Consider the following 24,928-nt stretch of genomic DNA (forward strand, 5'->3'; position numbering starts at 1 on the left):
GGTCTCAACGCGTCGCTGCCCAACTGCAAGTCAGTTGTTCGGTGGCCCCAGGCGATTACGAAATCGCCTCAATCCCTTTGCGGCGAATGATGTTCAGAAGCGCCAGCGCTGAACCGGTCGGCCGCTTTGTCCCGCGCTCAAGCTGCGAAACATAGCCCGGGGTCAAATTGAGATAGCGGGCAAATACCGCCTGACTCAGATGGGCGTCCTCCCGTAGCTTGCGGATTCCTTCAGGAGAAATTTCCTCATGCAAAGGCTCCTCATTGCGCCCGAGGTGCCGAAGAGTGATCTTTTCGTGTGCTTTGGAACTTAAAATCCCACTTCTGTTCATATCCGCAGCGGTTTCGAGCAACGCCTCAGTTAAGCGGCTAACCTGCTTGCTGTTAGTCATCCATCAACCTCTTGGACAGTTCCATCACTCAGTGCTTTCGCCAACATCGCATCTTCCGCCGCAAGCCAAGCTGCCCCGATCTCCCGCAATGTCAGCAATTCGTCCGGATCGATATTCTCCTGCTCGCTCTTGGCGAAACCATAGAGCAACACGGCCCGGTCACCTTCTCTGTAGGCAACGATCATGCGGTAGCCGCCAGAGCGTCCCTGACCGCTGCGTGCCACGCGCTGCTTGATAAGGCCACCTCCCAAGTCGGCATCCACTAAGCCGCATTCGGCTCGGTCAATCGCTTCACGCAGGCTGAATTCTGCTATCCGTTGCTTGCGGGCAAATCGCACCATCCATTTCGTTGCGAAGATACGCATGCAGGTGCCCTAGTTCAGTGAACTATAGTGCATAGAGCGATAATCTGCAATTGCTGAGGCGCGACGTCCAAAATGGGGTGGCACAAAAGGTAAGCTGCAGCACCTATCGACACCACACCCTCTAAAACCTCAACGTCTCGCTCTCCATCGCCCGGTCCAGCAGCACGCCATACTCCGCCTTCGGAATATCCACCGCCCCGAACGTCTTCAGATGCTCCGTGGTGAACTGCGTGTCCAGAAGCGTGAAACCACGCTCCCGCAACCGCTCCACCAGATGCACGAGGCAGATCTTCGAGGCATTCGTGCGCCGTGAGAACATGCTCTCGCCGAAATAGGCCGAGCCAAGCGTGACGCCGTAGAGGCCGCCGACGAGTTCGTCGCCCTCCCAGGCTTCGACGCTATGGGCGTGGCCGAGGCGGTGCAGCGCGCTGTAGAGGTCGCGGATGGTTTGGTTGATCCAAGTGCTCGGCCGGTCGTCGGCCGCTTCGGCGCATTTGGCCACCACCTGGTCGAAGGCGGTGTCGAAGCGGATGTCGAAGGGGGCTTTGCGGATCGCCTTTTGCAGGTTTTTCGAGACGTGGAAGTCGTCGAGCGGGATGATCCCGCGGATATCCGGCTCGACCCAGAAGAGTTCGGGGTCGTCGGCCGATTCCGACATCGGGAACATGCCGATGGAATAGGCGCGCAGCAGGAGCTCCGGCGTAATGCTTCGGTCCCTGCTGCGTCGCCCAGCCATCTTGTTTACTTGGCCGAGGTTTCGGCCAGATAGTGTTCCAGCCAGTGGATGTCGTAGTCGCCGTTGGCGATGTCCTGGTTGGCCACGAGATCCTGGAACAGCGGCAGCGTCGTCTTGATGCCGTCGACGACGAATTCGTCGAGAACGCGGCGGAGCCTCATCATGCATTCGACGCGGGTGCGTCCATGCACGATCAGCTTGCCGATCAGGCTGTCATAGTAAGGCGGGATCTTGTAGCCGGCATAGACGCCCGAATCGACACGAACGCCGAGACCACCCGGTGCATGGAAATGCGTGATCGTGCCGGGCGACGGCACGAAGGTGCGCGGGTCCTCGGCATTGATGCGGCATTCGATGGCATGGCCGGAGAACACCACCTGATCCTGCGTGACCGACAGGCCGGCGCCGGAGGCGACACGAATCTGCTCATGCACGAGGTCGATGCCGGTGATGGCTTCGGTGATCGGATGCTCCACCTGCAGGCGGGTGTTCATCTCGATGAAGAAGAACTCGCCGTTTTCGTAGAGGAATTCGATCGTGCCGGCGCCCCGGTATTTCATCTTCTTCATCGCGTCAGCGCAGATCTGGCCGATCTTCATGCGCTGTTCGACGTTGAGGGCAGGGGAATTGGCTTCTTCCCAGACCTTCTGGTGGCGGCGCTGCAGCGAGCAGTCGCGTTCACCGAGATGGATGGCGTTGCCCGCGCCGTCACCGACAACCTGCACTTCGATGTGGCGCGGTTTGCCGAGATATTTTTCCATGTAGACGGCGTCGTTGCCGAAAGCGGCCAGCGCTTCGGAACGGGCCGTCGACACGGCTTCTTCCAGCTCGGCCTCGTTCTTCGCCACCTTCATGCCGCGGCCACCGCCACCGGCAGTCGCCTTGATCAGCACAGGGAAGCCGATTTCGCGCGCAATCTTCATCGCGTTCTCGGGCAGCACTTCGCCGTCGGAACCCGGAACGACGGGAATGCCGAGTTCGACCGCGGTCTTCTTCGCCGTGATCTTGTCGCCCATCAGGCGGATATGCTCTGCCGTCGGTCCGATGAAGGTGATGCCATGGGCGTCGAGGATGTCGGCGAACTTGGCATTTTCCGACAGGAAGCCGTAGCCCGGATGGACTGCATCAGCACCGGTGATCTCGCAGGCAGCCACGATCTGGTGGATGTTGAGATAGCTGTCGCGCGACGGCGGCGGGCCGATGCACACGCTTTCGTCGGCAAGGCGCACATGCATGGCATTGGCGTCGGCGGTCGAATGGACCGCCACGGTCGCAATGCCGAGTTCCTTGCAGGCGCGAAGCACGCGCAGCGCGATTTCGCCGCGGTTGGCGATGAGGATTTTCGAGATACCGCTCATCGGATCACTCGATGATCACGAGAGGCTCGCCGTATTCGACCGGGCTTGCGTCATCGATAACGATCTCGACGACCTTGCCGGACTTGGGCGAGGGGATCTGGTTCATGGTCTTCATGGCTTCGATGATCAGAAGCGTCTGGCCTTCCTTGACCATCTGGCCGACTTCAACGAAAGCGCGCGCGCCGGGGGCCGGCGACAGGTAAACTGTTCCGACCATGGGGGCGGTGACAGCGTTGGAAAGGTCACGGGCGGCAGGAGCAGCGGGTGCGGCGACAGCGGCAGGAGCAGCAGCCGGTGCGGCCGGCGCCTGGTAGGCATAACCCTGCATCTGCTGCGGCATCATGACAGGCGTGCCGTTGCGCGAAACGCGGATGCGCAGGTCGTCCTGCTCCACTTCGATCTCGGTGAGATCGGTGTCGTTGAGGATGTTCGCGAGATCGCGGATCAGCTTCTGATCGATGCCCGATTTCTTTTCAGCCATGGGTGGATGTCCTGTAATTCTTGTTATTGCGTGATGGTTTTCAGCGCCTGAAGCGCCAGGATGTAGCTATGAGGTCCGAAGCCGCAGATCACGCCCTTGCACGCGGGCGCTATCACCGATTTGTGGCGGAATTCCTCGCGCGCATGCACGTTGGAAATATGCACCTCGATCACCGGAAGCGGAGATACGGCCTTGATCGCGTCATGCAGGGCAATCGACGTATGCGTATAGGCCCCGGCATTGATTGCGACGCCGACCGACTTCTCGCCTGCCTCGTGCAACCAGCTCACGAGGTCACCCTCATGATTGGACTGGCGGAAGTCGATGGTCAGCCCGAGCTCGGCGCCGGCGGCCTTGCAGTCTGCCTCGATATCGGCGAGCGTCTTGCCGCCATAGATCCCCGGTTCCCGCTTTCCCAGCATGTTGAGATTGGGGCCGTTCAGCACGAAAATGGTTTTGCTCATCTACGCTTCCGTCGACTTTCAACCGCCTCCTATAGACCGAGAGCCCCTGTAGGGAAAGCCCTTTGCCGTGATCGCGCCAAACCGTCCCCGGAAAACCGGGTATTGGGCAGGCGCGGGGAGGGGAAAGAGGGAGGTTTTGTCCCTCAGCAGGTGGCCTTGCCGCAGGCGCGCACATTACCGACCTTGGCGACGATCGCTTCCTTGCCAACGGCGCCAGGAACGGTTTCGTTGCCGATGACATAGGAAGGCGTGCCGGTGATGCCGAGGCTGGTCGCCAGCTGATAGGCTTCCTGCACCTGTTCGGCATTCGAGCTTTCGGCCATCTTGGCGCGAATGGCATCCTCGGCCAGGCCGAGCTCGCCGGCAATGGCGATCGCGCTCTCTTCCGAGGCGCGGCCGTCCTGGGTCATCATGGCGCGGAAGAAGGCACCGTAGTTGTCGGGCGACAGTTTGCGCACGGCATCCGACACCTTGTGCGCGGCTTCCGAGTCCGGTCCGAGGATCGGGAATTCCTTGAGGACGTAGCGGACATTCTTGTCCTCGGCGATGACGGCTTCCATGTCGGCATGGGCCCGTCGGCAATAGCCGCAATTGTAGTCGAAGAACTCGACCACGGTGACATCGCCCTCCGGATTGCCGATGGCCAGATCATAGGCAGAATTGAAGATCGCGTCCCTGTTGGTCGAGAGGGCCTCGGCCGAGCGCTGCGAGCGGATCTCTTCCTGCTTCTTCTGCAGGGATTCCTGCACTTCGAGCATGATTTCGGGGTTCTCGATGAGGTATTCGCGGATGAATTCGCCGAATTCCTTCTTCTGTGCATCGTCGAGAGCCACGGCCGGAAGCGGCAGCAGGGCGGGAAGGAGTGCCACGCTTGCGCTGGCGATCATCTTGAAGTTCAGGGCCATGTCGTTCCTCGTCCTTGCCGTCTTCATTCTTGGTGCCCGGCGCGATATCGGGTCGTCTTCACCGGCTGGCATCAAGCCTAAAGGCTCATGCTTTCAAGCGGAATGGCTTTTTTGCACTGCCTTGTCCAGCCTCTCCATTGTGATGACGCGCGCTTTACGGCAAATGTCGGGCATCTGATCGAGGAGCCAAGCATTGATTTCGATTTCCCGCCGCAGCGCCGTCGAACCCTTTCACGCCATGGATATTCTGGCCGAAGCCACCCGCAGACGGCAGGAGGGACGCCCGGTCATTTCCATGGCCGTCGGTCAGCCCGGCCATCCGGCACCCCAGGCAGCGCTTGAAGCCGCGCGTCAGGCGCTCGAAGGCGGCCGAATCGGCTACACGGATGCGCTCGGGTTGACGGGCCTGCGGCAGGCGCTCGCCGAGGAATACCGGCGCCGACACAACGTCTCCGTCGACTGGAACCGCATCGTCGTCACCACAGGCTCGTCCGCCGGCTTCAACCTCGCTTTCCTGTCGCTCTTCGACGTTGGCGATGCCGTCGCCATCGCAAGGCCCGGCTATCCCGCCTATCGCAGCATCCTCGCAGCGCTTGGCCTGAAAGTGGTCGAGGTCGCCGTCGGCCCGGACACCGGCTTTACGCTGACGCCGGAAAGCCTGGAGCAGGCGCAAGTCGAGGCGGGCGTTCGCCTCAAGGGTGTGCTGCTCGCCAGCCCCGCCAATCCGACCGGCACCGTGACGACCAAGGCGCAGCTGAAGGCGGTCTATGACTATTGCCAGGGTGAGGGGATCACGCTGATCTCCGACGAGATCTATCACGGCCTGACCTATGGCGCGGATGAGACGACGGCGCTGGAGATCGGCGACGATGCCGTCATCATCAACTCCTTCTCCAAATATTACTGCATGACCGGCTGGCGGATCGGCTGGATGGTGCTGCCGCAAGAGCTGGTCCGCCCGGTCGAATGCGTCGCCCAGAGCCTTTACATCTCCGCTCCGGAACTCTCGCAGATCGCAGCGCTTTCCGCCTTGAGTGCCACGGATGAGCTGGAGCACTACAAGGCCGCCTGCCAGGCCAACCGCGATTTCCTGATGGCCCGCCTGCCGGCGCTTGGCCTGCCGCTATTGTCGCCGATGGACGGCGCCTTCTACGCCTATGTCGATGCGAGCAGCTTTACGAATGACAGCATGGGCTTTGCGAAGCGCATTCTCGCCGAGACCGATGTGGCCGTCACGCCCGGCCGTGATTTCGATCCGGTGGAGGGCCATCTGGCCATGCGGCTGTCTTATGCCGGCACCATGGCAGAGATGGTCGAGGCGACGGATCGGCTGGAAAATTGGCTGTCGAAAAACGCTTAGGCATTGAGCGAAATTGATTCGCGATCAACGACTTCGCGCGAGTTTCTGAATCAGAGTGAGAGCCAGGTGATTCAGTCTCTGAAGTTTGTGGCCTGAATAGAGAGGGGAGCCGGGCATGACAATCAAGCGGATCACTTCGCTCGCCACGGCTCCTGACATTCTGACCGAGCGCACGCGCCTGCGGGCGCACCGCGTCGACGATTTCGAGCCGATGGTCGCCATGTGGCAGGACGAAGCCATCTACCGCCACATTATTGGCCGCCCCTCGACCGCGAGCGAAACCTGGTCGCGGCTTCTCCGTTACATTGGCCATTGGCATGCGCTCGGCTTCGGCTATTGGGTGATCGAGGACCGGGCAGATGGCCACTATATCGGGGAAGCAGGCTTCGCCGATTTCCGTCGCGACATGGATCCGCCGCTCGGGCCGGAACCCGAAGCCGGCTGGGCGATCGTCTCGGCAAGTCACGGACGCGGTCTCGCGACCGAAGTCATGCAGGCCGCCCATACGTGGATCGACGCCCATAATCCCCATGGACAGACCGTCTGTATCCTGGCGCCAGAACACGCTGCATCGATCCGCGTGGCCGAGAAATGCGGCTATACTCACGGGTATGACACCACCTTCGCCGGTGGTCCGACATCGGTGATGAAACGCGCACGTCCCCGCGCCTGATCGGCCGGATCCTTGTGACAAAAAAAAGGGCCCCGTGAAGGGCCCTTTTAGCATTCAATCATGGCTGCGCGGGTCTTAGAAGAAACCACCGCGCTTCTGCCACCAGCCGCCCTTCTTGGGCTTGGCATCGGCGCTGTCTTCCGTGGCCTTGACCGAAGTCACGACCGGTTCGGACGACGCCACGTTGGATTCGCGGTTGGCGCGGGCCGGCTTTGCCTCTTCGGCAGCCGGAGCAGGGGCCGGTGCAGCGACCGGAGCCGGTGCGGCAACCGGTGCTTTTTCGACGACGGCCTCGGCAACAGGTGCCACCGGCGCAGCGACAACGGCGGCAGGTGCCACCTCGGCCACAGCTTCGGGTTCGGCACTCACCTTGGCCTTGCGCGTGCGGCGCGGCTTCGGCTTGTCGGCTGCCGGAGCATCGGCGACAACTTCGGTTTCAACCGCTTCGACAACCTCGGCGGCATCAGCGGTTACGGCCTCGACCGACACCTCGTCCGCGTCATCGCCGTCACCATTGTCGTCGTTCTCGTCGGAAGCTTCCATCGAGCCTTCTTCGCCCGGACGATTGCGACGGCCCCCGCGCTTGCCGCGACGGCGGCGCTTGCGCTTCTGGGCGTCGTCACCATTGCCGTCTCCTTCGGCTTCGATTGCGCGGATCTCGCCATTGCTTTCGCCGGCATCGTCCTCGCCCTCGTCACCATCCTCATCATCGAGGTCGGCACCGTTGTCGCCATTCTGGCCGTCCGCATGGGTGCCGTTGCCGTTCTGGCCATTCTTGCCGCGGCGACGACGACGACGCTTGCGCTTGCGATTGCCGTCTTCGCTGTCGGCGCGAGCCGGCTGCGGCGCGGTCTCGGCCTTGGCGGCGACGACGATTTCTTCCTCGTCTTCGTCCTCGGCTTCCGGAACGTAGTCGTCCTCTTCCTCGATCTCGGGCAGAAGCGACAGCAGGCTTTCGATCTTCACCGGGTTCTCGACGGCCTCGCCGCGTTCGATGGTGAAGTGCTGCGAGCCGCCATGCTGGGCGGGCATGCCGCCGTCGATGACGATGGACACGCCGAAGCGGCCTTCATAGTCGACGATCGTGTCACGCTTCTGGTTGAGGAGGTAGAGTGCCGTCTCCGGCGTCGTGTGCACGATGATGTCGTGCGTCGTCGCCTTCAGCAGGAACTCTTCGATGCCGCGCAGAACATGCAGGGCAACGGAAGACTGCGAGCGGATGAGGCCGGTACCGGCGCAATGCGGGCAGACCTGCGTGGTCGATTCCAGAACCGAGGCGCGGATACGCTGGCGCGACATTTCCAGAAGGCCGAAATGCGAGATGCGGCCGACCTGAATGCGGGCGCGGTCGTTTTTCAGGCAATCCTTCAGCTTCTTCTCGACAGCGCGGTTGTTGCGCTTTTCTTCCATGTCGATGAAGTCGATGACGATCAGGCCGGCAAGGTCGCGCAGACGCAGCTGGCGGGCGACTTCTTCAGCGGCTTCCAGGTTCGTCTGGAGGGCAGTGTCCTCGATCGAATATTCGCGGGTCGAACGACCGGAGTTGACGTCGATCGACACCAGCGCTTCTGTCTGGTTGATGATGATGTAGCCGCCCGACTTCAGCGTCACCTGCGGCTGCAGCATCTTGTCAAGCTGGGCTTCGATGCCCGAGCGCGCGAAGATCGGATGCAGGTCGCGATAGGGCTGAACCACCTTGGCATGGCTCGGCATCAGCATCTTCATGAAGTCTTTCGCTTCACGATAGCCTTCTTCGCCCGAGACGATAATCTCGGAAATGTCCTTGTTGTAGAGGTCGCGGATCGAGCGCTTGATCAGCGAGCCCTCCTCATAGACCAGGCACGGCGCGGTGGAGGCGAGCGTCAGCGTGCGGACGTTCTCCCACAGGCGCATCAGATATTCGAAGTCGCGCTTGATCTCGACCTTGGTGCGGTTGGCACCGGCGGTGCGCAGGATCACGCCCATGCCCTGCGGCACTTCGAGCCCGCGGGCGATTTCCTTCAACCGCTTGCGGTCGGTCGGCTGGGTGATCTTGCGGGAAATGCCGCCGCCACGTGCCGTGTTCGGCATCAGAACCGAGTAACGACCGGCGAGCGACAGATAGGTGGTGAGAGCAGCACCCTTATTGCCACGCTCTTCCTTGGCGACCTGCACGAGCAGGATCTGCCGGCGCTTGATCACTTCCTGGATGCGATACTGCTTGCGCGGCTTGCGCTGGACGCGATCCGGAACCTCTTCCATGGCGTCTTCGGCGCCAACGGATTCGATCTCTTCCTTTTCTTCGACGTGATCGTCGTCATCATCGTCGCCGTCATCATCGTCACGACGGCCGCCGCGGCGTCCGCCGGCTTCTTCGGAAATCTCGTCCATGTCGACCATGGCAGCGATCGTGCCGCCATCGACGTCGTCGGAGCCTTCGCTGCCATCCTCGGCAGTGGTTTCCTCGGCGGCGGCCTTCTTGGCGCGCGGCTTGCGAACCCGCTTCGGCTTGGCCTTGGCCACAGGCTCTTCGGCAGCGACTTCGCTCTCGCCTTCGACGACGGCTGTTGCGGCGACATCAGCATCGGCTTCAGCCGCCAGTTCGGCTGCCACGTCATCAACGATCGCCGAGGTGACGGAGTTGGTGGTGTTGATACCGATGTCGGGCTGATCTTGCTGGGCAGGGTCGTTGAAGACCTCATCGCCTTCGACGTCGTTTTCCTTGCGGTGTTCTTCGGCTTCCGCACGAAGCAGTGCCTGACGGTCGGCAAGCGGGATCTGGTAGTAGTCGGGGTGGATTTCGGCAAAGGCCAGGAAGCCGTGACGGTTGCCGCCGTAATCGACGAAGGCGGCCTGCAGCGAGGGCTCGACCCTCGTTACTTTTGCCAGATAGATATTGCCGCGTATCTGCTTCTTGTGCTGGGATTCGAAGTCGAATTCTTCAATACGGTTACCGCGAACGACGACAACGCGCGTCTCTTCTTCGTGAGACGCGTCGATTAGCATTTTGTCTGCCATTTAAGCTGTGCTCCTCGGCGCCCTCGGTCGGTGGTCCACCCGCGCGCTGAACTTTAAAGCGGCTGGAACCTAGCGGACTGTGCGCCGGATATAGATGTGGACGCACGGAGGACCGGGTTTGCAACATACGGACGGACAGCGGGACACTTTCTGATCCCGATCCGTTCCTGGTTATGTAAACCTGTTGCAAAGACATCAAAAACCGTACGTCAACGACAATGATATGAACCCTATGGGCCCGATGAATGCTCGATAAAGAGCTGATGGTGGAGAGCCACCGATGATGTGCCGACCTTGTCGGCGTGTTGAACCAGTTTCAGGAAAAAATGCGGCGACGGCAGATGAATGTCCGATTGAACAGGCGCCAATTCCATTGTCTGAGGTTGGCAGCCGTGGGCGGAATTCTATCCCGTTTGCACTTTTATCCCTCGTTTGCCTTGTATGTTTTCTACGTCACAATAGCAAGAGCAAACGGATTTATGCCATAATGGCAGTGAATTAGAGACATTGCCTCTGTGTGCGTGATTCCGAGGGTGAAAGCGGTCCTGAATCGCAATTTCCACGCTCATCGGGCCGGCAGGGCGAGGCATGCGGCGGACAATTGCAGGAAATGGTGAAGCGTGCGGCTTGTGATTTGCATCACAGTTGTGACTTTGCCGCGACGGGGGCAGGATTTGATACGAGCATTGGCGGTACCGGCGGGGCGAAAACATGCGCTTTGGAGCCGAATCGTTCTGGCGGCGCTCGTCTGGCTGGCGCCGATTGCACCTGTTGTCGGCTCAGTTCATGCCGTGACCGCTGAGGCGCCTCTCGGACGTCTCGTGGCCTATGGCGCGCGCATCGCCGGAGATGAGGCGCGGACCCGCATCGTTCTCGACTTCGATCGCGCACCGACGATCGCCACCCGCTACATCGCCAACCCCGATCGTATTGTCGTCGACCTTCCGGCCACGGCCTTTGCCTTCGCGGCAGATGACCTGAAGGCGACCGGCCTGTTCAGCGACATTCGTTACGGCTCAATGGATGCGACTTCCGCCCGTCTGGTCCTGACGGCGGCACGTCCAGCGCGGCTTGCAACCGCCACCGTGATGCCGAACGAGGCTGAAGGCGGCTATCGGCTGGTACTCGATGCCGAACTGGTGCCGGCCCAGGAATTCGCCGCACTTGTCTCGGGTCAGGCCTGGAGCGAACCGCAGGAGGCTGCTTCGCCCACGAGCGCGCTTCCGGTCGCGGCTCCGGCGACCGAGGAGTTTATCATCGCGATCGACGCGGGCCATGGCGGTATCGATGCCGGCGCTACGGGGGCATCCACCAAGACGGCTGAAAAGGACATCACGCTCGCCTTTGCCAAGATCTTGCAAGAGAAGCTGAAGGACCTGCCGGGCATCCGCGCTGTGATGACGCGCGACGCCGACAAGTTCTTGTCGCTCTCCGAGCGCGTGCTGATTGCGCGCCAGAAGGGGGCCGATCTCCTGATCTCGCTGCATGCCGACACGCTGCGCCAGGCCGATATCCGTGGCGCTACGGTCTACACGATTTCGGACAAGGCCTCCGACCACATGGCGGCCCAGCTGGCGGAGCGCGAAAACTTTTCCGACACCATCGGCGGGGTGCAGCTGCCGACGGAAACGGAGCCTGAGGTCGGCGACATCTTGCTCGATCTGACGCGTCGGGAAACGCAGGCCTTCTCGATCGCCATGGCCCAGGCCGTGGTCGGTTCCTTCGAGGGGCAGATCTCGCTGATCAACAATCCCCACCGCCATGCCGGCTTCCGAGTTCTGCAGGCGCCCGATGTGCCCTCCATTCTTCTGGAGCTCGGATTCCTGTCCAACAAGGAAGACGAAAAGCTGCTGCTCGATCCGGTCTGGCGCGACAGGGTGGCCGATCTTCTGGTTGAGGCGATCAAGCGATATCGCGAGCCGCAGTTCGCCAATGGCGGTTAGGCAACATCGTGAAAGGGAAGCTGTGGTCGAGGCGGGTTTCTGCCGCTAACGGCCCTATTTTCCTCACATTGTCTCCGTTACTCCGATGTAGGTTACGCAAAGGTGAGCGATCGCGAATCGCCCGGCCTTACACGTGAAGTCCGCATGTCTTGCCATCCACCGCATGACGTGCAAAACGCCACAGGGTATGCGAAGCTCTAAAGAAGAGCGCGCGAACCTGAAGCAGAGCCGGTAGCGGAAACATGATCAGACTGATTGGATATCTCTTCGGATTGGCGTCCGTGCTTGCGCTCGGCGTCGCGGCGGTCATCGCCGTCTATCTGATAGGTGTAACCAAGGACCTGCCGGACTACGAGGTTCTCGCGAGCTATTCGCCGCCGGTCACGACCCGCATACATGCCGGCAACGGTGCGCTGATGGCGGAATATGCCCGCGAGCGCCGCCTGTTCCTCCCGATCCAGGCGATCCCGGACCGCGTCAAGGCGGCCTTCCTCTCGGCTGAAGACAAGAATTTCTACAACCATCCGGGCGTTGATATCACCGGTCTCGGTCGCGCGATCCTGGTTAACGTCCAGAACCTTGGGTCTGGACGTCGCCCGGTGGGCGCTTCGACGATCACCCAGCAGGTGGCGAAGAACTTCCTCCTGTCGTCCGACCAGACCATGGACCGCAAGATCAAGGAAGCGATCCTGTCCTTCCGCATCGAGCAGGCCTATTCGAAGGACAAGATCCTCGAACTCTATCTGAACGAGATCTTCTTCGGCTTGAATGCCTATGGCATCGCCGGCGCGGCACTCACCTATTTCGACAAATCGGTAACAGAACTGACCATCGCCGAAACCGCCTATCTCGCGGCTCTCCCCAAGGGCCCAAACAACTATCATCCCTTCCGCCGCACCGAAGCCGCGCTCGAGCGCCGCAACTGGGTCATCGACCGCATGGTCGAAAATGGCTTCGTTGTCCGCGAGGAGGGCGAGGAGGCCAAGAAGGAACCGCTCGGCGTCAACCTGCGCCGGACCGGATCCTCGCTCTTCGCCTCGGATTACTTCGCCGAGGAAGTCCGTCGCCAGATCATCGAACGGTATGGCGACCAGGCGCTCTATGAAGGCGGCCTTTCGGTTCGCACCTCGCTCGATCCGAAGATGCAGGTTGCGGCCCGCAAGGCGCTGCAGTCGGCGCTCCTGACATATGATCAGCGTCGCGGCTTCCGCGAACCGATCAAGACCATTTCGCTGGAAGGCGATTGGGGCGTTCCGCTCGCCGAAATCCCCGCGCTTGCCGATGTGCCGGAATGGAAGGTCGCCGTCGTGCTCGACGTCGCCGCCGATGGTGTCGATATCGGCCTGCAGCCGGCCAAGGAAGGCGGCGGTAAGGTCGTCGCCGAGCGCGTTCGCGGTCGCATTGCGCCTGGCGACATGGAATGGGCCTTCCGCTCCGCGAGTGCCGATCGGAAGTCGACCAAGTCGCCCATCGGTGTCCTCAATCCGGGTGACGTCGTCTATGTCGAGGCCAAGGAAGAGGGCTCGAGCGCCTATCGCCTCCGCCAGCTGCCGAAGGTGCAGGGCGGTCTCGTCGCCATGGACCCGCATACCGGCCGCGTGCTGGCACTTGCCGGTGGCTTCTCTTACGCCCAGTCCGAATTCAACCGCGCCACGCAGGCGATGCGTCAGCCCGGTTCGTCCTTCAAGCCCTTTGTCTACGCGGCGGCTCTCGACACGGGTTACACCCCGGCTTCGGTCATCATGGATGCACCCGTCGAATTCGTCTCCGGAGGTCAGGTCTGGCGTCCGCAGAACTACGGCGGCGGCTCGGCCGGTCCGCAGACCCTGCGCCTTGGCATCGAGAAGTCGCGTAACCTGATGACGGTGCGCCTCGCAAACGACATGGGCATGAACCTCGTCGCCGAATATGCCGAACGCTTCGGCATCTACAACAAGATGAACCCGGTGCTCGCGATGTCGCTCGGCTCGGGTGAAACCACCGTGATGCGCATGGTCTCCGCCTATGCCGTCTTCGCCAATGGCGGCAAGCAGATCAAGCCCACGCTGATTGACCGTATCCAGGACCGTCACGGCAAGACCATCTTCCGCCACGAGGACCGCATCTGCGAGGCCTGCAACGCCGAGCGCTTCACCGGCCAGGAAGAGCCTGTCGTCGTCGACAACCGCGAACAGGTTCTCGATCCGATGACAGCCTACCAGATCACCTCGATGATGGAAGGTGTCGTGACGCGTGGTACAGCTGCCGGCAAGATCAAGCTTGACCGCCCCGTCGCTGGCAAGACAGGCACGTCGAATGACGAAAAGGATGCCTGGTTCGTCGGTTACACGCCAGACCTGGTCGCCGGCGTCTATATCGGCTTCGACCAACCGGCGCCCATGGGACGCGGCTCGACCGGCGGTTCGCTTGCAGCCCCCGTCTTCAACGACTTCATGCAGATGGCAACGGCCGACACGCCACCCGGCCAGTTCTTCGTTCCGGCCGGCATGAGCTTCATTCCGGTCAATCGCACCACCGGCATGTTTGCCTATGAGGGCGAGCCCGACACGATCATCGAAGCCTTCAAGCCTGGCACGGGTCCGGCGGATTCGCTGTCGATCATCGGCATGGACGGTTACGCGGCGCCGGAGGAAATCCTGCGTGACTCGCCGCAGGCCAATCAGGCCGTCACCTCCGGTTCCGGCGGTCTGTTCTAATCCAATCCTTTCCATCCGTCGCAGCCCGGCCCTTTACATCAGGGCCGGGCGCAACTATGCGGAAGACCAGATTTTCACCAGTTTTAGAGGTTGAGAACCGAACGCATGCGTAATGAAATCGAGAATGTCGTCGACGAAATCAAGCAGGCCATAAGCCTGCTGAGGAGGCATCTTTGACTGGGACCAGGCGATAAGACGACTGGACTGGTTGAACAACAAGGCCGAGGATCCGAACCTCTGGAACGATGCCCAGGAAGCCCAGAAGCTGATGCGCGAGCGCCAGCAGCTGGATGACAGCATTGCTGGCGTGAAGCGTCTCGAACAGGCGATGAACGACAACATCGAGCTGATCGAGATGGGCGAGGAAGAGGGCGACGAGAGCGTCGTCAAGGACGCCGAGGACCAGCTCAAGGCCCTGAAGACGGAAGCTGCCCGCCGACAGGTCGAGGCCATGCTCTCCGGCGAAGCCGATGGCAACGACACCTATGTGGAAGTCCATTCCGGCGCCGGTGGCACCGAAAGCCAGGACTGGGCCAACATGCTTCTGCGCATGTATACCCGCTGGGCCGAACGCTCTGGCTTCAAGGTGGAAGTCCTGGAAGTGCATGACGGCGAAGAAGCCGGCATCAAGTCCGCGACCATCCTGATCAAGGGTCACAATGCCTATGGCTGGATGAAGACCGAATCGGGCGTGCATCGCCTGGTCCGCATCTCGCCCTACGATTCGAATGCCCGTCGCCACACCTCGTTCTCGTCGATCTGGGTCTACCCGGTCGTCGACGACTCGATCCAGATCGAGATCAACGAAAGCGATTGCCGCATCGACACCTACCGCTCCTCGGGCGCCGGCGGACAGCACGTCAACACGACCGACTCGGCTGTGCGCATCACGCATATCCCGACCGGCATCGCGGTTGCCTGCCAGCAGGAACGCTCGCAGCACAAGAACCGCGCCAAGGCCTGGGACATGCTGCGGGCCCGTCTCTACGAGGTGGAGCTGAAGAAGCGCGAAGAAGCAGCCAATGCCGAAGCCGCCTCCAAGACGGATATCGGCTGGGGTCACCAGATCCGCTCCTACGTGCTGCAGCCCTACCAGCTGGTCAAGGACCTCCGCACCGGTGTTGAAAGCACCGATCCGGATAGCGTCCTGAACGGCGAGCTGAACGAGTTCATGGAAGCAGCCCTTGCTCACCGCATCAGCGGCAAGGCTTCGGAAGTGTCGGATATCGACTGATCGCATCGATCAACGGACATGATCTAGGAAGGCGGAGCACCGGGTGCTCCGCCTTTTTTCATGCCTGCGCCGCAGTTTTCATTCGCGGCGGATCCGCAGTCGTCTCATCTGCCACGGTATGGCGTATCGCCGTGAAGGACTTGGCAAATCCGAGGAACGTCTCCGTGCAGATTGTGGCGTCTGGAAACAGGTGCTGCATCTGGCGGCGGTCGATGAGCGTCGCGTCCTCCAGGGCGCCCATCGCCTCGTCCAGGTTGGCGGCCTTCGGATAGAACCCCGTGCGCATCAGCAAATGCGCCCGATACCGCATCGGGTCCGGCAGCCAGTGTATGAAGGGCAGCCTGGCATGCGGCTCGATCGGGAAGGAGAAGCTCGGTGTCTGGATCGCGTAGGATGGCGCAAGCCGTCTGGCTTCCGATGCGAAAGCCCGCTTCCTGGTCCACGATCCCACATGTTCGATGACCGAATTGGAGAAGACGATATCGAAGGCATTGTCCTTGAACATCGGAAGCGAGCAGGCATCGCCGATGGTGGTCTTCACCCCTGGCAGATCGCTTGTCCCCCGGTCGGGAGAGCCTGAGATGTTGATGCACTCGACTGACGTGCGGGCCAGATCGAGACGCGATTGCCATGTGTTCCAGAATTCAGCTGTGCCTCCGAGATCGACGATGCTGCAAGAACCCTTCATGCGCACGACATCGCCGATCATGCGCCCAAGTTGTTCGATGCGCTTGAGGCGGAATCTGTTGCCGGACGAAGTGGGGGAGATGTTGAACATGGCGGGGATTCCGTAAGCTTCCTGAGAGGCAAGCTTTAAGGAATCTTAACCGCCCTTGTAAACCGCATAGCTAATAAAGGGTTAACGGAAATTCAGTTGCTCGCCCGTTCGACCTTGATGTCGCCAAGCTCGTCGATCAACACCGTCCATTCCTCGACACGTTCGGTCTCCGGCGAGGTCCTCAGATAGACAGTGGCGAAGAATCCAGGCGTTGCGGCAACGCCGGTCATGCTTTCGGGGCGAATGCCCGTGACATAGGGTTTGATGGCCGTGAACTCTTCGAGTTCGACGCTCTCGACAAGCCTGAGCCCGGCTTCGCCTGAGGCGATCATCTGCAGATGGATGCGGGCCGTCCGATCCGCCTGGCGGATGGCGACCAGCTTGTAGTAGCCGCGTTCACCGGCCTCGACCGGCGTATCGACACCCGCAACACCTTCCGGACCCGATTCCCAGTAGCCGCCGCTGATCACGAATGTGGCGGTCACGGGGAGCTCATCGATCTCGTCTGCGATCACCGGAGCGGATAAGAGCAGGGGGACCAGCAGGGCGAAGAGGGCGAGAAGCTTCATGGTGAACCTCAATCGGAAAACTGTTCGGCAATGATTCGGTCGGACCATGAGCGGTCGGGATCCGACAGGATGCGCGCCGTCGTGTCCTCCGACTGCGCGATCTCCACCCGAAGAACCGATTTGACCTCCGTGTGGTCCGCCACCGCGTTGACCGGCCGCTTCTCCGGCTCCAGCACCTCAAGCACCACGGTGACCTTGTCGGGCAGCAACGCCCCGCGCCAGCGCCGCGGACGGAAGGCGCTGACGGGTGTGAGCGCCAGGAGCGGTGCCTCCAGCGGCAGGATAGGCCCATGGGCCGAAAGATTGTAGGCGGTCGAGCCGACCGGCGTCGCCACCATCAGGCCGTCGCAGATCAGCTCCTCCAGCCGGACTTGTCCGTCGATTATGACCCGGAGCTTGGCTGCCTGATAGGACTGCCGCAGCACCGAGACCTCGTTGATCGCCAAAGCGAAGGAGACCGACCCGTCCGCATTGCTCGTCGTCATCTTCAGCGGGTGAAAATCATTCTCGACCGCCGCCGAGATCCGCTCGGTGAGCTCGTCCGTCGAATAATCGTTCATCAGGAAGCCGACGGAGCCGCGGTTCATGCCGTAGATCAGCTTGCCGCTGTTCATCGTGTCATGCAGGGTCTGCAGCATGAAGCCATCGCCGCCGAGTGCCACGATGACGTCGGCCTCGGCCGGCTCGGTATGGCCGTAGCGGCGAATCAGCTCATTGCGCGAAGCCTGGGCTTCGTCCGTATTGGAGGCGATGAAGGCGAGCGACCGGAACGTGCGAGACATGGCGAGCCCTGATGAAATGTCGCCAAGTGGTACATGACATCTACCTGTAACCACAAGCCGTTTTGCCCCGGAATCGGTTCGGCGCACCGGCGGGCGAAGCACTTGGCCTTCGGTCGCTTATTCACCATTTCCGCTAACCCTGGCCCGATTTTTTGCTTTACCGCAAACCGATTTCCGCCTAAACACCCCGCACTGCCCTTGTAGCTCAGTTGGTAGAGCACCTGATTTGTAATCAGGGGGTCGCGGGTTCGAACCCTGCCGGGGGCACCACTTCTCAGCACACATTGTGTTTTTTCCCATTGTCCTGACAGGCACTTCTTTGGCATGGTCTCGGCCGACAGCCGATGGAGACCCGATGCGCGAGACGTTTCATGCCGGCCTGGCTTTGGCCGCCACAGCCCTGTTTCTACTGCCGGCCGAGAGCCGGGCTGCCGACATCAAATATGCGTGTGAAGACGGCACGACCCTGACCGTTGCCTTCAGCGAAGCGCAAGCCGAGGTGACGATCCCAGACGGTTCGAAAGTGTCCCTGCCGCAGCAACCGGCGGCGAGCGGCTTCTGGTATTCGAATGGCCGCTTCGAACTCCGGGGCAAGGGCGAGGAATTGCAGTTTGCAATCGGCCGCATGGCTCCGGTCACTTGCCGCAATGCCGGCGAGGTTACGGGCCAGTTCGATCGTGCCACACGCGCCGAGGTCGAACTCGCCGAAAAGGACACCGGCTTCGACATGAAGGGCAAGCTGACCTGCCTGCGTTATCCCAATTTCACCCTGAAAGAACTCGATCTTGGCGAAAAGGGTGCCGCCGGCCTCTACATCGCCTCGTCCGAGGGTCCCTGCCAGCTCAATCCAACGCTCGACCGCAAGATTGAGGACGACACAGCCGGCTATCTCTGGGGAGCGGTTGGCCCTTACGCCTTCTTCCGCGGTGCCGACGGCTTGAATGGCGGCCTGCCATTCGTGGTCTATGACGCCCGCACGGGTGAGCGACTGTTACAGGACCTGATTGCCGGCGAGTTTGCCGCTCTTTCCCTGGTCGGAGAGGAGCTTACGCTCCGCTATCGCCGCACCTATGCCGCCAATTGTTCCTTGCTCGCAGCTCCGGAGAGCTGTGCTGCGACCATCCGGCAGGAGCTCGGCCTTGCCGCCGATCGTCCGATGCCCGATTGCCGCGCCGCCTATCAGCCGGCGATCGATGCCGATGCCGACGCTGCCGAGGAGATCGAAGCCTGGCCGAGCGTCATCGACTATCCGATCGAGCGCACGCTTTCGGCATCCGGCACATTCTTCGTCGCCGTCGAAGGCGATCTCACCTGCCGCCCTTCCATGTGAAGGACGGCAGCCGGGACTTCGTGCTTATGCCTCAGCATCGAGGCGGACGGCATCCTGTATGTCGCGCAGCAGATCCGGCAGGGCGGCCTGGACGCGGTTCCAGCTCGGCATGAAGGGCGTGGCATTCGGATTGTCGAGATAGACCTGTCCCGCCTCGATCAGGTTCGCCGCGAAGAGCTCGACGGCCTGTTCCTCGCGATGCCGGTCGGTGGTCAGCCCGTTCATCCGGGCATCGTGGTAATAGGTTTCCACCAGGTCCAAGGCTGTCCTGTAGTAGGTGGCCTTCAACGTCCGGAAGGCGTCATTGCCGAAGACCACGCCGTCTGTCGCGAGCTTGCGATAGAGCGCCTTGGTGATATCGATCGACATGCGTGACAGGCCCTTGGCCGCATCCTCGGGCGAGAGCGGCTGGTGCTTGTGGTCATAGGCGTCGGCAATATCGACCTGGCAGATCGACTGGGTGGAGTAGTTGCGCCACATCTCCGAGAGGACCCCGATTTCCAGTCCCCAGTCGGAAGGGATGCGGATGTCGGAGAGGATCTGGGTCTGCATGGCGAACTCGCCGGCGAGCGGATAACGGAACGCCTTGAGGAAGTCGATATAGGGGTGATGCCCGATCACCTTTTCCAGGCTGAGCAGCAGCGGCGTCACAAGCAGTCGCGTCACGCGGCCGTTGAGCGATCGGTCGGCAATGCGCGGATAATAGCCCTTGGAGAAGACGTAAGGGAAACGCGGATGGGCGACGGGATAGACGAGCCGCGCCAGCATGTCGCGCGAATACGTGACGATATCGCAGTCATGCAGGGCAACGACGCCGGCCTGCCGCGCGGCCAGCACATAACCCATGCAGAACCAGACATTCCGCCCCTTGCCCGGCTGGTCGGGCGAAAGCGCCTCTGCTTTGAGCTTCTCATCAAGGGCTCGCAGCCGAGGCCCGTCATGCCAGAGGATCGTATGCTTCTGCGGCAGGCGGGAGAAATATTGCTTCGCGTGCCGGAATTGCTCTTGGTCGGCCTGGTCGAGACCGATGACGATCTCGGAGATATAGGGCGCCTGCGACAGCTCGGAGACGATATGTTCGAGGGCAGGGGCTTCGAGTTCGGAATAGAGCGATGGCAGGATCAGCGTGATCGGTCGTGAGGCGGAAAAGACGCTGAGCTCCTTCTCCATCCGTTCCAGCGATCGTTCCCTGAGATTGTGCAGGGTAGCGACAACGCCGTTCTGATGAAAATCCGCCATGTCTAATCCTTTCGTGATCAAGCCGGTTGCGGCCGACTCAGAGAAACCCCGTGGCAACGAGTTTATGGATCATGATGTTCCAGCCCTTTGGACCGGATTGTTCCGAGCGCAAAATGGCACCCTCTCTCTCCCGTTGCGTGACGGGCAGGGGGCTGTGGGCCGGATTGGCAATGATGATGCCGCAATCGGCAGCTTCCAGCATCGTAAGATCGTTCGGCGCATCACCAAGCGCGACTGTGCGCACCGTCTCAAGTGCGTTGCGCTGATAATGCGCGACGACCTCTGCCATGCGCGCGGCCTTGGAAGTCTTGGGCATGAGCGTGAAGAAGCGCCCGCCCTGGACGGCGGTAAAACCATGCGCCTCGAGCAGCGCGATGAATGCCTGCCTTTGTGCCTCAGTGCCGGTGAAACGCCCCGGTTCGGAAAAGTGCCGTTGGCGAGCACGTTCGGCGGCGGGGAGTGGCAGTCCCGTCTCGGAGGCGACCCGCGCAACGTCCCAGTCACCAAAGCCTTCAAAGCGGGTGGTGAGCTCTTTAGGTAATCCCCTAAGAAGATCCCGTAAGCGACTGTAAGGACTCACCGAACGCATGCCGGCATCCTCGATATCTACGCCAAGACCGACGACGCCCGCGCCGTTTTCGACGATCATCGGATAGCCGATACCGATCGCTTCCGCGATCGGTCGCATCTCGGCTTCCGTCTTGCTGCTGGCAAGAATGACGGGAATGCCGCGTGATGCCAGAAGATCAAGCGCCGGCCGCGCCGCCTCGAAAGAATAGCTGTCGTGATCGAGCAGCGTTCCGTCGAGATCGGTGAAGACGAGCTTCATCAGCCCTTGGCCGCCAGATGCTGGCGCGAGGCATAGAGCGCAATCGCAGCTGCATTGGAGACGTTCAGCGACTTGATGGCGCCGGGCATGTCGAGGCGGGCGAGGGCGGATACGGTTTCCCGCGTCTTCTGCCGCAAGCCCTTGCCCTCGGATCCGAGCACCAGAGCGATCCGCTCACCGCTGAGGGCCTTTTCCATGGGGGCCGGCCCTTCCGAATCGAGACCTACCGAGAAGAAGCCGAGCTTGTGCAGCTCGCCGAGCGCATCCGAAAGGTTGGTGACCTGGATATAGGGGATGAGTTCCAGCGCGCCCGAGGCCGACTTTGCCAGCACGCCCGATTCCGTCGGGCTGTGCCGCTGTGTGGTGATGACGGCACCCGCATTGAAGGCGACCGCGGATCGCATGATCGCACCGACATTATGAGGGTCGGTCACCTGATCGAGCACCAGGATCAGCGGGCTGTCTTTCAGCGCTTCCAGACGGCGGACGGGCAGCGGACGGGTTTCCAGCATCACGCCCTGATGGATCGCTTCGGGACCGAGGATCTTGTCCAGATCCTGTGGTGTCACCGTTTCGAAGGGGATACCGAGGTTTTCCACAGAGGAGATCTCGAGCCTGACGAGTGCATTCTGTGTCGCCGAAAGCTTGATCAGCTTGCGCTCGGGATTGTCGAGGGCAGCGCGCACGGTATGTAGGCCGTAGAGCAGAACCTGCTCGGGCGCGAGCTTTGGTGGCGTCCAGTCGGCATTGCTCTTGCGTGGCTTTTGCGGCCCCGGCGTCGGGATTTCGCCCCGCTCACGCTTGGCATCGCGCACCTGGCGGCGCAGCGTTGCATAATGGGTGTCGCGGGCGGTTTTTTCGGTTTTCGGATCTTTGGCCATGCGCTCTTATAGCGGCGGGCAGGGGGCGGGCATAGACCCAGGCAGAAAATCCCCTGTGGGTCCGGGGATGTGTCTGGCCTCTGAAACTTTTCGGAATTTTTCGTCAAACTTCGTGTTGACATGAGCCGGTTGGGCCGTCATATACCCGCCGCAGATCAGGGGGCGACGCACTCTGGTCTGGACTAGAAAGCTTGGTCGCCAGATCCGGACGAAAGAATGGAGAGATGCCCGAGTGGTTAAAGGGGACGGACTGTAAATCCGTTGGCTCAGCCTACGTTGGTTCAAATCCAACTCTCTCCACCATTCGTCCTCGGATCTGAAAATGCGGGTATAGCTCAATGGTAGAGCAGCAGCCTTCCAAGCTGAATACACGGGTTCGATTCCCGTTACCCGCTCCAGACACATTCCGATCCTAACATCTGAATTTCAAACGGTATTCCGCTACTGCGTCGCCTAGCATGGAGTGCTTTGCGCAGCGTCAGGATTCGGCTGTGGAAACCGTGCATTTCGGCCTCCGGGAGGCTTGTCATTTAACGCTTGCGCATTGCGCATGAAAGCCTTAAACGGCGGGACCAAACCGGTTCGCCGGGGCAACCCCGTTTCGTTCACAGGAAGCATTCAAATGGCAAAGAGTAAGTTTGAGCGCAACAAGCCGCACGTCAACATCGGCACGATCGGCCACGTCGACCACGGCAAGACGTCTCTGACGGCAGCGATCACCAAGTATTTCGGTGAGTTCAAGGCCTATGACCAGATCGACGCCGCTCCGGAAGAAAAGGCGCGCGGCATCACCATCTCGACGGCGCACGTCGAATATGAGACGCCGAACCGCCACTACGCACACGTCGACTGCCCCGGCCACGCCGACTACGTCAAGAACATGATCACCGGTGCAGCGCAGATGGACGGCGCGATCCTGGTTTGCTCGGCAGCCGACGGCCCGATGCCGCAGACCCGCGAGCACATCCTGCTCGCCCGTCAGGTTGGCGTTCCCGCGATCGTCGTCTTCCTCAACAAGGTTGACCAGGTCGACGACGCCGAACTGCTCGAGCTCGTTGAACTCGAAGTTCGCGAACTTCTGTCGTCCTACGACTTCCCGGGCGACGACATCCCGGTCGTCAAGGGCTCGGCTCTGGCCGCTCTCGAAGACTCGAACAAGACGATCGGTGAAGACGCGATCCGCGAGCTGATGGCTCAGGTTGACGCCTACATCCCGACGCCTGAGCGTCCGATCGACCAGCCGTTCCTGATGCCGATCGAAGACGTGTTCTCGATCTCTGGCCGTGGTACGGTTGTGACGGGTCGCGTTGAGCGCGGTATCGTCAAGGTCGGCGAAGAAATCGAAATCGTCGGTATCCGTCCGACGACGAAGACGACCTGCACGGGCGTTGAAATGTTCCGCAAGCTGCTCGATCAGGGCCAGGCTGGCGACAACATCGGCGCACTTCTGCGTGGCGTGACCCGCGATGCGGTTGAGCGTGGCCAGATCCTGTGCAAGCCCGGCTCTGTCAAGCCGCACAAGAAGTTCATGGCAGAAGCCTACATCCTGACGAAGGAAGAAGGCGGTCGTCATACGCCGTTCTTCACCAACTATCGTCCGCAGTTCTACTTCCGCACCACGGACGTGACCGGCATCGTGTCGCTTCCGGAAGGCACGGAAATGGTTATGCCTGGTGATAACGTCACGGTTGAAGTCGAGCTGATCGTTCCGATCGCGATGGAAGAAAAGCTGCGCTTCGCTATCCGCGAAGGCGGCCGTACCGTCGGCGCCGGCATCGTCGCTTCGATCATCGAGTAATCGGTAATCTGATCGATCGATAAGAATAAAGAGGCCTCGCTGGAAACAGCGGGGCCTTTTCCGTTATGGATTATCTTATGCTCGTCACGCCTCAGCAGGCCGATGTGATCCGAAGCTTCCGTCACGAGATGAGGCTGGCTGGGTGCTGGGGTGCGTGTTTCGAGGTTGCTTGCTTTATCGAACATCAGTTTGGCTGGCGCCGCATCGATGGCGTGTATGAGTTGCCCGACGGACGCCCGATCTTTCTGCACTCATGGAACATGATGTCGGACGGCACCCTGGTGGATGGTACCGCAGATCAATTCGGGGAAGGGCGCGACATCGCGATCCATCCGTGCGGCAGCGCTGACCACTTAAGATACAGAGACAGATACACCGCAGCTCACAATCCCTTGAAAACGTCCTGGCTCGCTACGCGGCCTTATAGCGGTGTACCCGATCAGACTTTCTGGGATGATGAGGAAGCTCGCCGAACACTGGCTCCAGGTTGGTGGCTATCGGAGCCTCAGTCCTACGTCGCATGGTTCAAGAGTGGCGCGACCATGTATCCGATGTTCAGGACAATGCGAGAGGGTTACCGCCAGCGTGGCTATGAAATTGCCAGTCTGGAATGAGGGGCATCAAGCCCGCTGCAGCAGCTGCTCTTCGGCAAGCCGCAGGAGATCCGTCACCAGATAGCCGTTGATCGTCAGGCCCGTGAGATCGCATTCGGCAATCGACGTGCCGGCGAGGCTGGCGAATCGGATGGTGCTGCCATTGAGGTCGACATGGGTGAGGCTTGCTGCATGCATCACGACATTTTCCATGACCGCGGCATTCATCGCCACATTGCGGATCACCATCTGCTCGGCATTGGCATCGGTGATCAGGCTCCGGCCGAGGTCCACATTGCTGAAGACGGCTTCCTTGAGCGAGACGTCGCTGAAGCGGGCTTCCGACAGGTCGGCATCGTCGAACTCGGAACCGGGCAGGGCGGCATTGCTGATACGGATCATGGCTGTCCTCCGCGAGGGCGAGGGGTGAGTATCAGTCAAAGCCGAGAACATGGCAAGCGACGCCTGGTGCCTGCCAAAGGCCGCTCGTGTCGGGAAACCCCTGACATTCCCGCTGCATGGCTTC

At 61.1% G+C, this 24,928-nt stretch carries 23 protein-coding genes and 3 tRNA genes; 11 read left to right on the forward strand and 15 right to left on the reverse strand.

Annotated features, from left to right (window positions below; translation table 11 throughout):
* Nucleotides 1–55: 55 nt before the first annotated feature.
* From D4A92_RS15510 to D4A92_RS15540, 7 genes are all read right to left on the reverse strand, one after another.
* On the reverse strand, nt 56–391 hold the full coding sequence (locus D4A92_RS15510; RefSeq protein WP_203015243.1) for a helix-turn-helix domain-containing protein: 336 nt from the start codon (nt 389–391) through the stop codon (nt 56–58).
* Nucleotides 388–756, reverse strand: coding sequence for a type II toxin-antitoxin system RelE/ParE family toxin (locus tag D4A92_RS15515; RefSeq protein ID WP_203015246.1), 369 nt, complete (start codon nt 754–756; stop codon nt 388–390). The genes D4A92_RS15510 and D4A92_RS15515 overlap by 4 nt, the downstream gene beginning before the upstream one ends.
* 121 nt (nt 757–877) lie before the next feature.
* Nucleotides 878–1,492: a leucyl/phenylalanyl-tRNA--protein transferase gene (gene aat / locus D4A92_RS15520; protein WP_203015249.1), complete on the reverse strand. Its 615-nt coding sequence runs from the start codon at nt 1,490–1,492 to the stop codon at nt 878–880.
* A gap of 5 nt (nt 1,493–1,497) precedes the next feature.
* Complete coding sequence (gene accC / locus D4A92_RS15525) at nt 1,498–2,850, reverse strand: acetyl-CoA carboxylase biotin carboxylase subunit (RefSeq protein WP_203015252.1); 1,353 nt, start codon at nt 2,848–2,850, stop codon at nt 1,498–1,500.
* Between the two features lie 4 nt (nt 2,851–2,854).
* Entirely contained in the window at nt 2,855–3,331 is a 477-nt protein-coding gene (accB, locus tag D4A92_RS15530) for an acetyl-CoA carboxylase biotin carboxyl carrier protein (protein ID WP_054150688.1), read from the reverse strand.
* A gap of 23 nt (nt 3,332–3,354) precedes the next feature.
* Entirely contained in the window at nt 3,355–3,795 is a 441-nt protein-coding gene (gene aroQ, locus D4A92_RS15535) for a type II 3-dehydroquinate dehydratase (RefSeq protein ID WP_054150689.1), read from the reverse strand.
* A gap of 143 nt (nt 3,796–3,938) precedes the next feature.
* Nucleotides 3,939–4,700 carry a DsbA family protein gene (locus D4A92_RS15540; RefSeq protein ID WP_203015266.1) on the reverse strand — a complete coding sequence of 254 codons (762 nt, stop codon included), beginning with the start codon at nt 4,698–4,700 and terminating at the stop codon, nt 3,939–3,941.
* Nucleotides 4,701–4,893: 193 nt separating this feature from the next.
* Here D4A92_RS15540 and D4A92_RS15545 point away from each other — a divergent pair, with 193 nt between their 5' ends.
* Entirely contained in the window at nt 4,894–6,060 is a 1,167-nt protein-coding gene (locus tag D4A92_RS15545; protein WP_203015279.1) for a pyridoxal phosphate-dependent aminotransferase, read from the forward strand.
* A 115-nt stretch (nt 6,061–6,175) separates the two neighbouring features.
* Nucleotides 6,176–6,733 carry a GNAT family N-acetyltransferase gene (locus tag D4A92_RS15550; RefSeq protein WP_203015281.1) on the forward strand — a complete coding sequence of 186 codons (558 nt, stop codon included), beginning with the start codon at nt 6,176–6,178 and terminating at the stop codon, nt 6,731–6,733.
* A gap of 75 nt (nt 6,734–6,808) precedes the next feature.
* On the opposite strand, the gene D4A92_RS15555 is transcribed toward D4A92_RS15550, so the two are convergent.
* Nucleotides 6,809–9,730 (reverse strand): Rne/Rng family ribonuclease, encoded by a 2,922-nt coding sequence (locus D4A92_RS15555; RefSeq protein ID WP_203015283.1) that lies wholly within the window; start codon nt 9,728–9,730, stop codon nt 6,809–6,811.
* A gap of 686 nt (nt 9,731–10,416) precedes the next feature.
* Between D4A92_RS15555 and D4A92_RS15560 the strand changes: the two genes are divergently transcribed.
* The 3 genes from D4A92_RS15560 to prfB all read left to right on the forward strand — a co-directional run bounded on the left by D4A92_RS15560 (nt 10,417) and on the right by prfB (nt 15,603).
* On the forward strand, nt 10,417–11,673 hold the full coding sequence (locus tag D4A92_RS15560; RefSeq protein WP_203015285.1) for an N-acetylmuramoyl-L-alanine amidase: 1,257 nt from the start codon (nt 10,417–10,419) through the stop codon (nt 11,671–11,673).
* Nucleotides 11,674–11,915: 242 nt separating this feature from the next.
* A complete protein-coding gene (locus tag D4A92_RS15565; RefSeq protein ID WP_203015287.1) occupies nt 11,916–14,369 on the forward strand; it encodes a penicillin-binding protein 1A in 2,454 nt (817 codons plus the stop codon).
* Between the two features lie 105 nt (nt 14,370–14,474).
* A protein-coding gene (gene prfB / locus D4A92_RS15570; protein WP_167539704.1) for a peptide chain release factor 2 occupies nt 14,475–15,603 on the forward strand; the annotation gives its coding sequence in 2 pieces (ribosomal slippage) (nt 14,475–14,543 and nt 14,545–15,603; 1,128 coding nt in all).
* Between the two features lie 58 nt (nt 15,604–15,661).
* Here the strand turns inward: prfB and D4A92_RS15575 are convergent.
* The 3 genes from D4A92_RS15575 to D4A92_RS15585 all read right to left on the reverse strand — a co-directional run bounded on the left by D4A92_RS15575 (nt 15,662) and on the right by D4A92_RS15585 (nt 17,732).
* Nucleotides 15,662–16,381: a methyltransferase domain-containing protein gene (locus tag D4A92_RS15575; RefSeq protein ID WP_246753958.1), complete on the reverse strand. Its 720-nt coding sequence runs from the start codon at nt 16,379–16,381 to the stop codon at nt 15,662–15,664.
* 92 nt (nt 16,382–16,473) lie between these two features.
* Nucleotides 16,474–16,950, reverse strand: a complete 477-nt coding sequence (locus tag D4A92_RS15580; protein WP_203015289.1) for a hypothetical protein — start codon at nt 16,948–16,950, stop codon at nt 16,474–16,476.
* Nucleotides 16,951–16,958: 8 nt separating this feature from the next.
* Nucleotides 16,959–17,732, reverse strand: coding sequence for an NAD kinase (locus D4A92_RS15585; protein WP_203015291.1), 774 nt, complete (start codon nt 17,730–17,732; stop codon nt 16,959–16,961).
* A gap of 194 nt (nt 17,733–17,926) precedes the next feature.
* Here D4A92_RS15585 and D4A92_RS15590 point away from each other — a divergent pair.
* Together D4A92_RS15590 and D4A92_RS15595 are read left to right on the forward strand one after the other, a co-directional pair.
* Nucleotides 17,927–18,002 (forward strand) — tRNA-Thr (locus D4A92_RS15590).
* 85 nt (nt 18,003–18,087) lie between these two features.
* Nucleotides 18,088–19,062 carry an MliC family protein gene (locus D4A92_RS15595; RefSeq protein ID WP_203015293.1) on the forward strand — a complete coding sequence of 325 codons (975 nt, stop codon included), beginning with the start codon at nt 18,088–18,090 and terminating at the stop codon, nt 19,060–19,062.
* Between the two features lie 24 nt (nt 19,063–19,086).
* Here D4A92_RS15595 and D4A92_RS15600 read toward each other — a convergent pair whose 3' ends face one another.
* Genes D4A92_RS15600 through rlmB form a run of 3 tightly spaced genes read right to left on the reverse strand, consistent with a single transcriptional unit; the run spans nt 19,087 to nt 22,011 of the window.
* Nucleotides 19,087–20,301: a glycosyl transferase gene (locus D4A92_RS15600; protein WP_203015295.1), complete on the reverse strand. Its 1,215-nt coding sequence runs from the start codon at nt 20,299–20,301 to the stop codon at nt 19,087–19,089.
* Between the two features lie 37 nt (nt 20,302–20,338).
* Nucleotides 20,339–21,130 carry an HAD-IIB family hydrolase gene (locus D4A92_RS15605; RefSeq protein WP_203015296.1) on the reverse strand — a complete coding sequence of 264 codons (792 nt, stop codon included), beginning with the start codon at nt 21,128–21,130 and terminating at the stop codon, nt 20,339–20,341.
* Nucleotides 21,130–22,011 carry a 23S rRNA (guanosine(2251)-2'-O)-methyltransferase RlmB gene (gene rlmB, locus D4A92_RS15610; protein ID WP_203015298.1) on the reverse strand — a complete coding sequence of 294 codons (882 nt, stop codon included), beginning with the start codon at nt 22,009–22,011 and terminating at the stop codon, nt 21,130–21,132. Before rlmB ends, D4A92_RS15605 begins: the two co-directional genes overlap by 1 nt.
* Nucleotides 22,012–22,229: 218 nt before the next feature.
* Between rlmB and D4A92_RS15615 the strand changes: the two genes are divergently transcribed.
* The 4 genes from D4A92_RS15615 (at nt 22,230) to D4A92_RS15630 (ending at nt 24,423) form a co-directional block, all read left to right on the forward strand.
* Nucleotides 22,230–22,314, forward strand: a tRNA-Tyr gene (locus D4A92_RS15615).
* A gap of 21 nt (nt 22,315–22,335) precedes the next feature.
* A tRNA-Gly gene (locus D4A92_RS15620) sits at nt 22,336–22,409 on the forward strand.
* Between the two features lie 224 nt (nt 22,410–22,633).
* A complete protein-coding gene (gene tuf / locus D4A92_RS15625; RefSeq protein WP_203015300.1) occupies nt 22,634–23,809 on the forward strand; it encodes an elongation factor Tu in 1,176 nt (391 codons plus the stop codon).
* Nucleotides 23,810–23,874: 65 nt separating this feature from the next.
* Nucleotides 23,875–24,423 (forward strand): hypothetical protein, encoded by a 549-nt coding sequence (locus D4A92_RS15630; RefSeq protein WP_203015302.1) that lies wholly within the window; start codon nt 23,875–23,877, stop codon nt 24,421–24,423.
* Nucleotides 24,424–24,429: 6 nt separating this feature from the next.
* Here D4A92_RS15630 and D4A92_RS15635 read toward each other — a convergent pair whose 3' ends face one another.
* Entirely contained in the window at nt 24,430–24,804 is a 375-nt protein-coding gene (locus D4A92_RS15635) for a pentapeptide repeat-containing protein (protein ID WP_006728790.1), read from the reverse strand.
* Nucleotides 24,805–24,928: the final 124 nt, after the last annotated feature.

Origin of the sequence: Rhizobium rosettiformans, assembly GCF_016806065.1 — a bacterium.
Taxonomy (GTDB): domain Bacteria; phylum Pseudomonadota; class Alphaproteobacteria; order Rhizobiales; family Rhizobiaceae; genus Allorhizobium.

Coding starts and splice junctions, on each gene's coding strand:
- D4A92_RS15510 (WP_203015243.1), bottom strand. CDS start 391: ATGACTAACAGCAAGCAGGTTAGCCGCTTAACTGAGGCGTTGCTCGAA.
- D4A92_RS15515 (WP_203015246.1), bottom strand. CDS start 756: ATGCGTATCTTCGCAACGAAATGGATGGTGCGATTTGCCCGCAAGCAA.
- aat (WP_203015249.1), bottom strand. CDS start 1,492: ATGGCTGGGCGACGCAGCAGGGACCGAAGCATTACGCCGGAGCTCCTG.
- accC (WP_203015252.1), bottom strand. CDS start 2,850: ATGAGCGGTATCTCGAAAATCCTCATCGCCAACCGCGGCGAAATCGCG.
- accB (WP_054150688.1), bottom strand. CDS start 3,331: ATGGCTGAAAAGAAATCGGGCATCGATCAGAAGCTGATCCGCGATCTC.
- aroQ (WP_054150689.1), bottom strand. CDS start 3,795: ATGAGCAAAACCATTTTCGTGCTGAACGGCCCCAATCTCAACATGCTG.
- D4A92_RS15540 (WP_203015266.1), bottom strand. CDS start 4,700: ATGGCCCTGAACTTCAAGATGATCGCCAGCGCAAGCGTGGCACTCCTT.
- D4A92_RS15550 (WP_203015281.1), top strand. CDS start 6,176: ATGACAATCAAGCGGATCACTTCGCTCGCCACGGCTCCTGACATTCTG.
- D4A92_RS15555 (WP_203015283.1), bottom strand. CDS start 9,730: ATGGCAGACAAAATGCTAATCGACGCGTCTCACGAAGAAGAGACGCGC.
- D4A92_RS15565 (WP_203015287.1), top strand. CDS start 11,916: ATGATCAGACTGATTGGATATCTCTTCGGATTGGCGTCCGTGCTTGCG.
- D4A92_RS15575 (WP_246753958.1), bottom strand. CDS start 16,381: ATGTTCAACATCTCCCCCACTTCGTCCGGCAACAGATTCCGCCTCAAG.
- D4A92_RS15580 (WP_203015289.1), bottom strand. CDS start 16,950: ATGAAGCTTCTCGCCCTCTTCGCCCTGCTGGTCCCCCTGCTCTTATCC.
- D4A92_RS15585 (WP_203015291.1), bottom strand. CDS start 17,732: ATGTCTCGCACGTTCCGGTCGCTCGCCTTCATCGCCTCCAATACGGAC.
- D4A92_RS15595 (WP_203015293.1), top strand. CDS start 18,088: ATGCGCGAGACGTTTCATGCCGGCCTGGCTTTGGCCGCCACAGCCCTG.
- D4A92_RS15600 (WP_203015295.1), bottom strand. CDS start 20,301: ATGGCGGATTTTCATCAGAACGGCGTTGTCGCTACCCTGCACAATCTC.
- D4A92_RS15605 (WP_203015296.1), bottom strand. CDS start 21,130: ATGAAGCTCGTCTTCACCGATCTCGACGGAACGCTGCTCGATCACGAC.
- rlmB (WP_203015298.1), bottom strand. CDS start 22,011: ATGGCCAAAGATCCGAAAACCGAAAAAACCGCCCGCGACACCCATTAT.
- tuf (WP_203015300.1), top strand. CDS start 22,634: ATGGCAAAGAGTAAGTTTGAGCGCAACAAGCCGCACGTCAACATCGGC.
- D4A92_RS15630 (WP_203015302.1), top strand. CDS start 23,875: ATGGATTATCTTATGCTCGTCACGCCTCAGCAGGCCGATGTGATCCGA.
- D4A92_RS15635 (WP_006728790.1), bottom strand. CDS start 24,804: ATGATCCGTATCAGCAATGCCGCCCTGCCCGGTTCCGAGTTCGACGAT.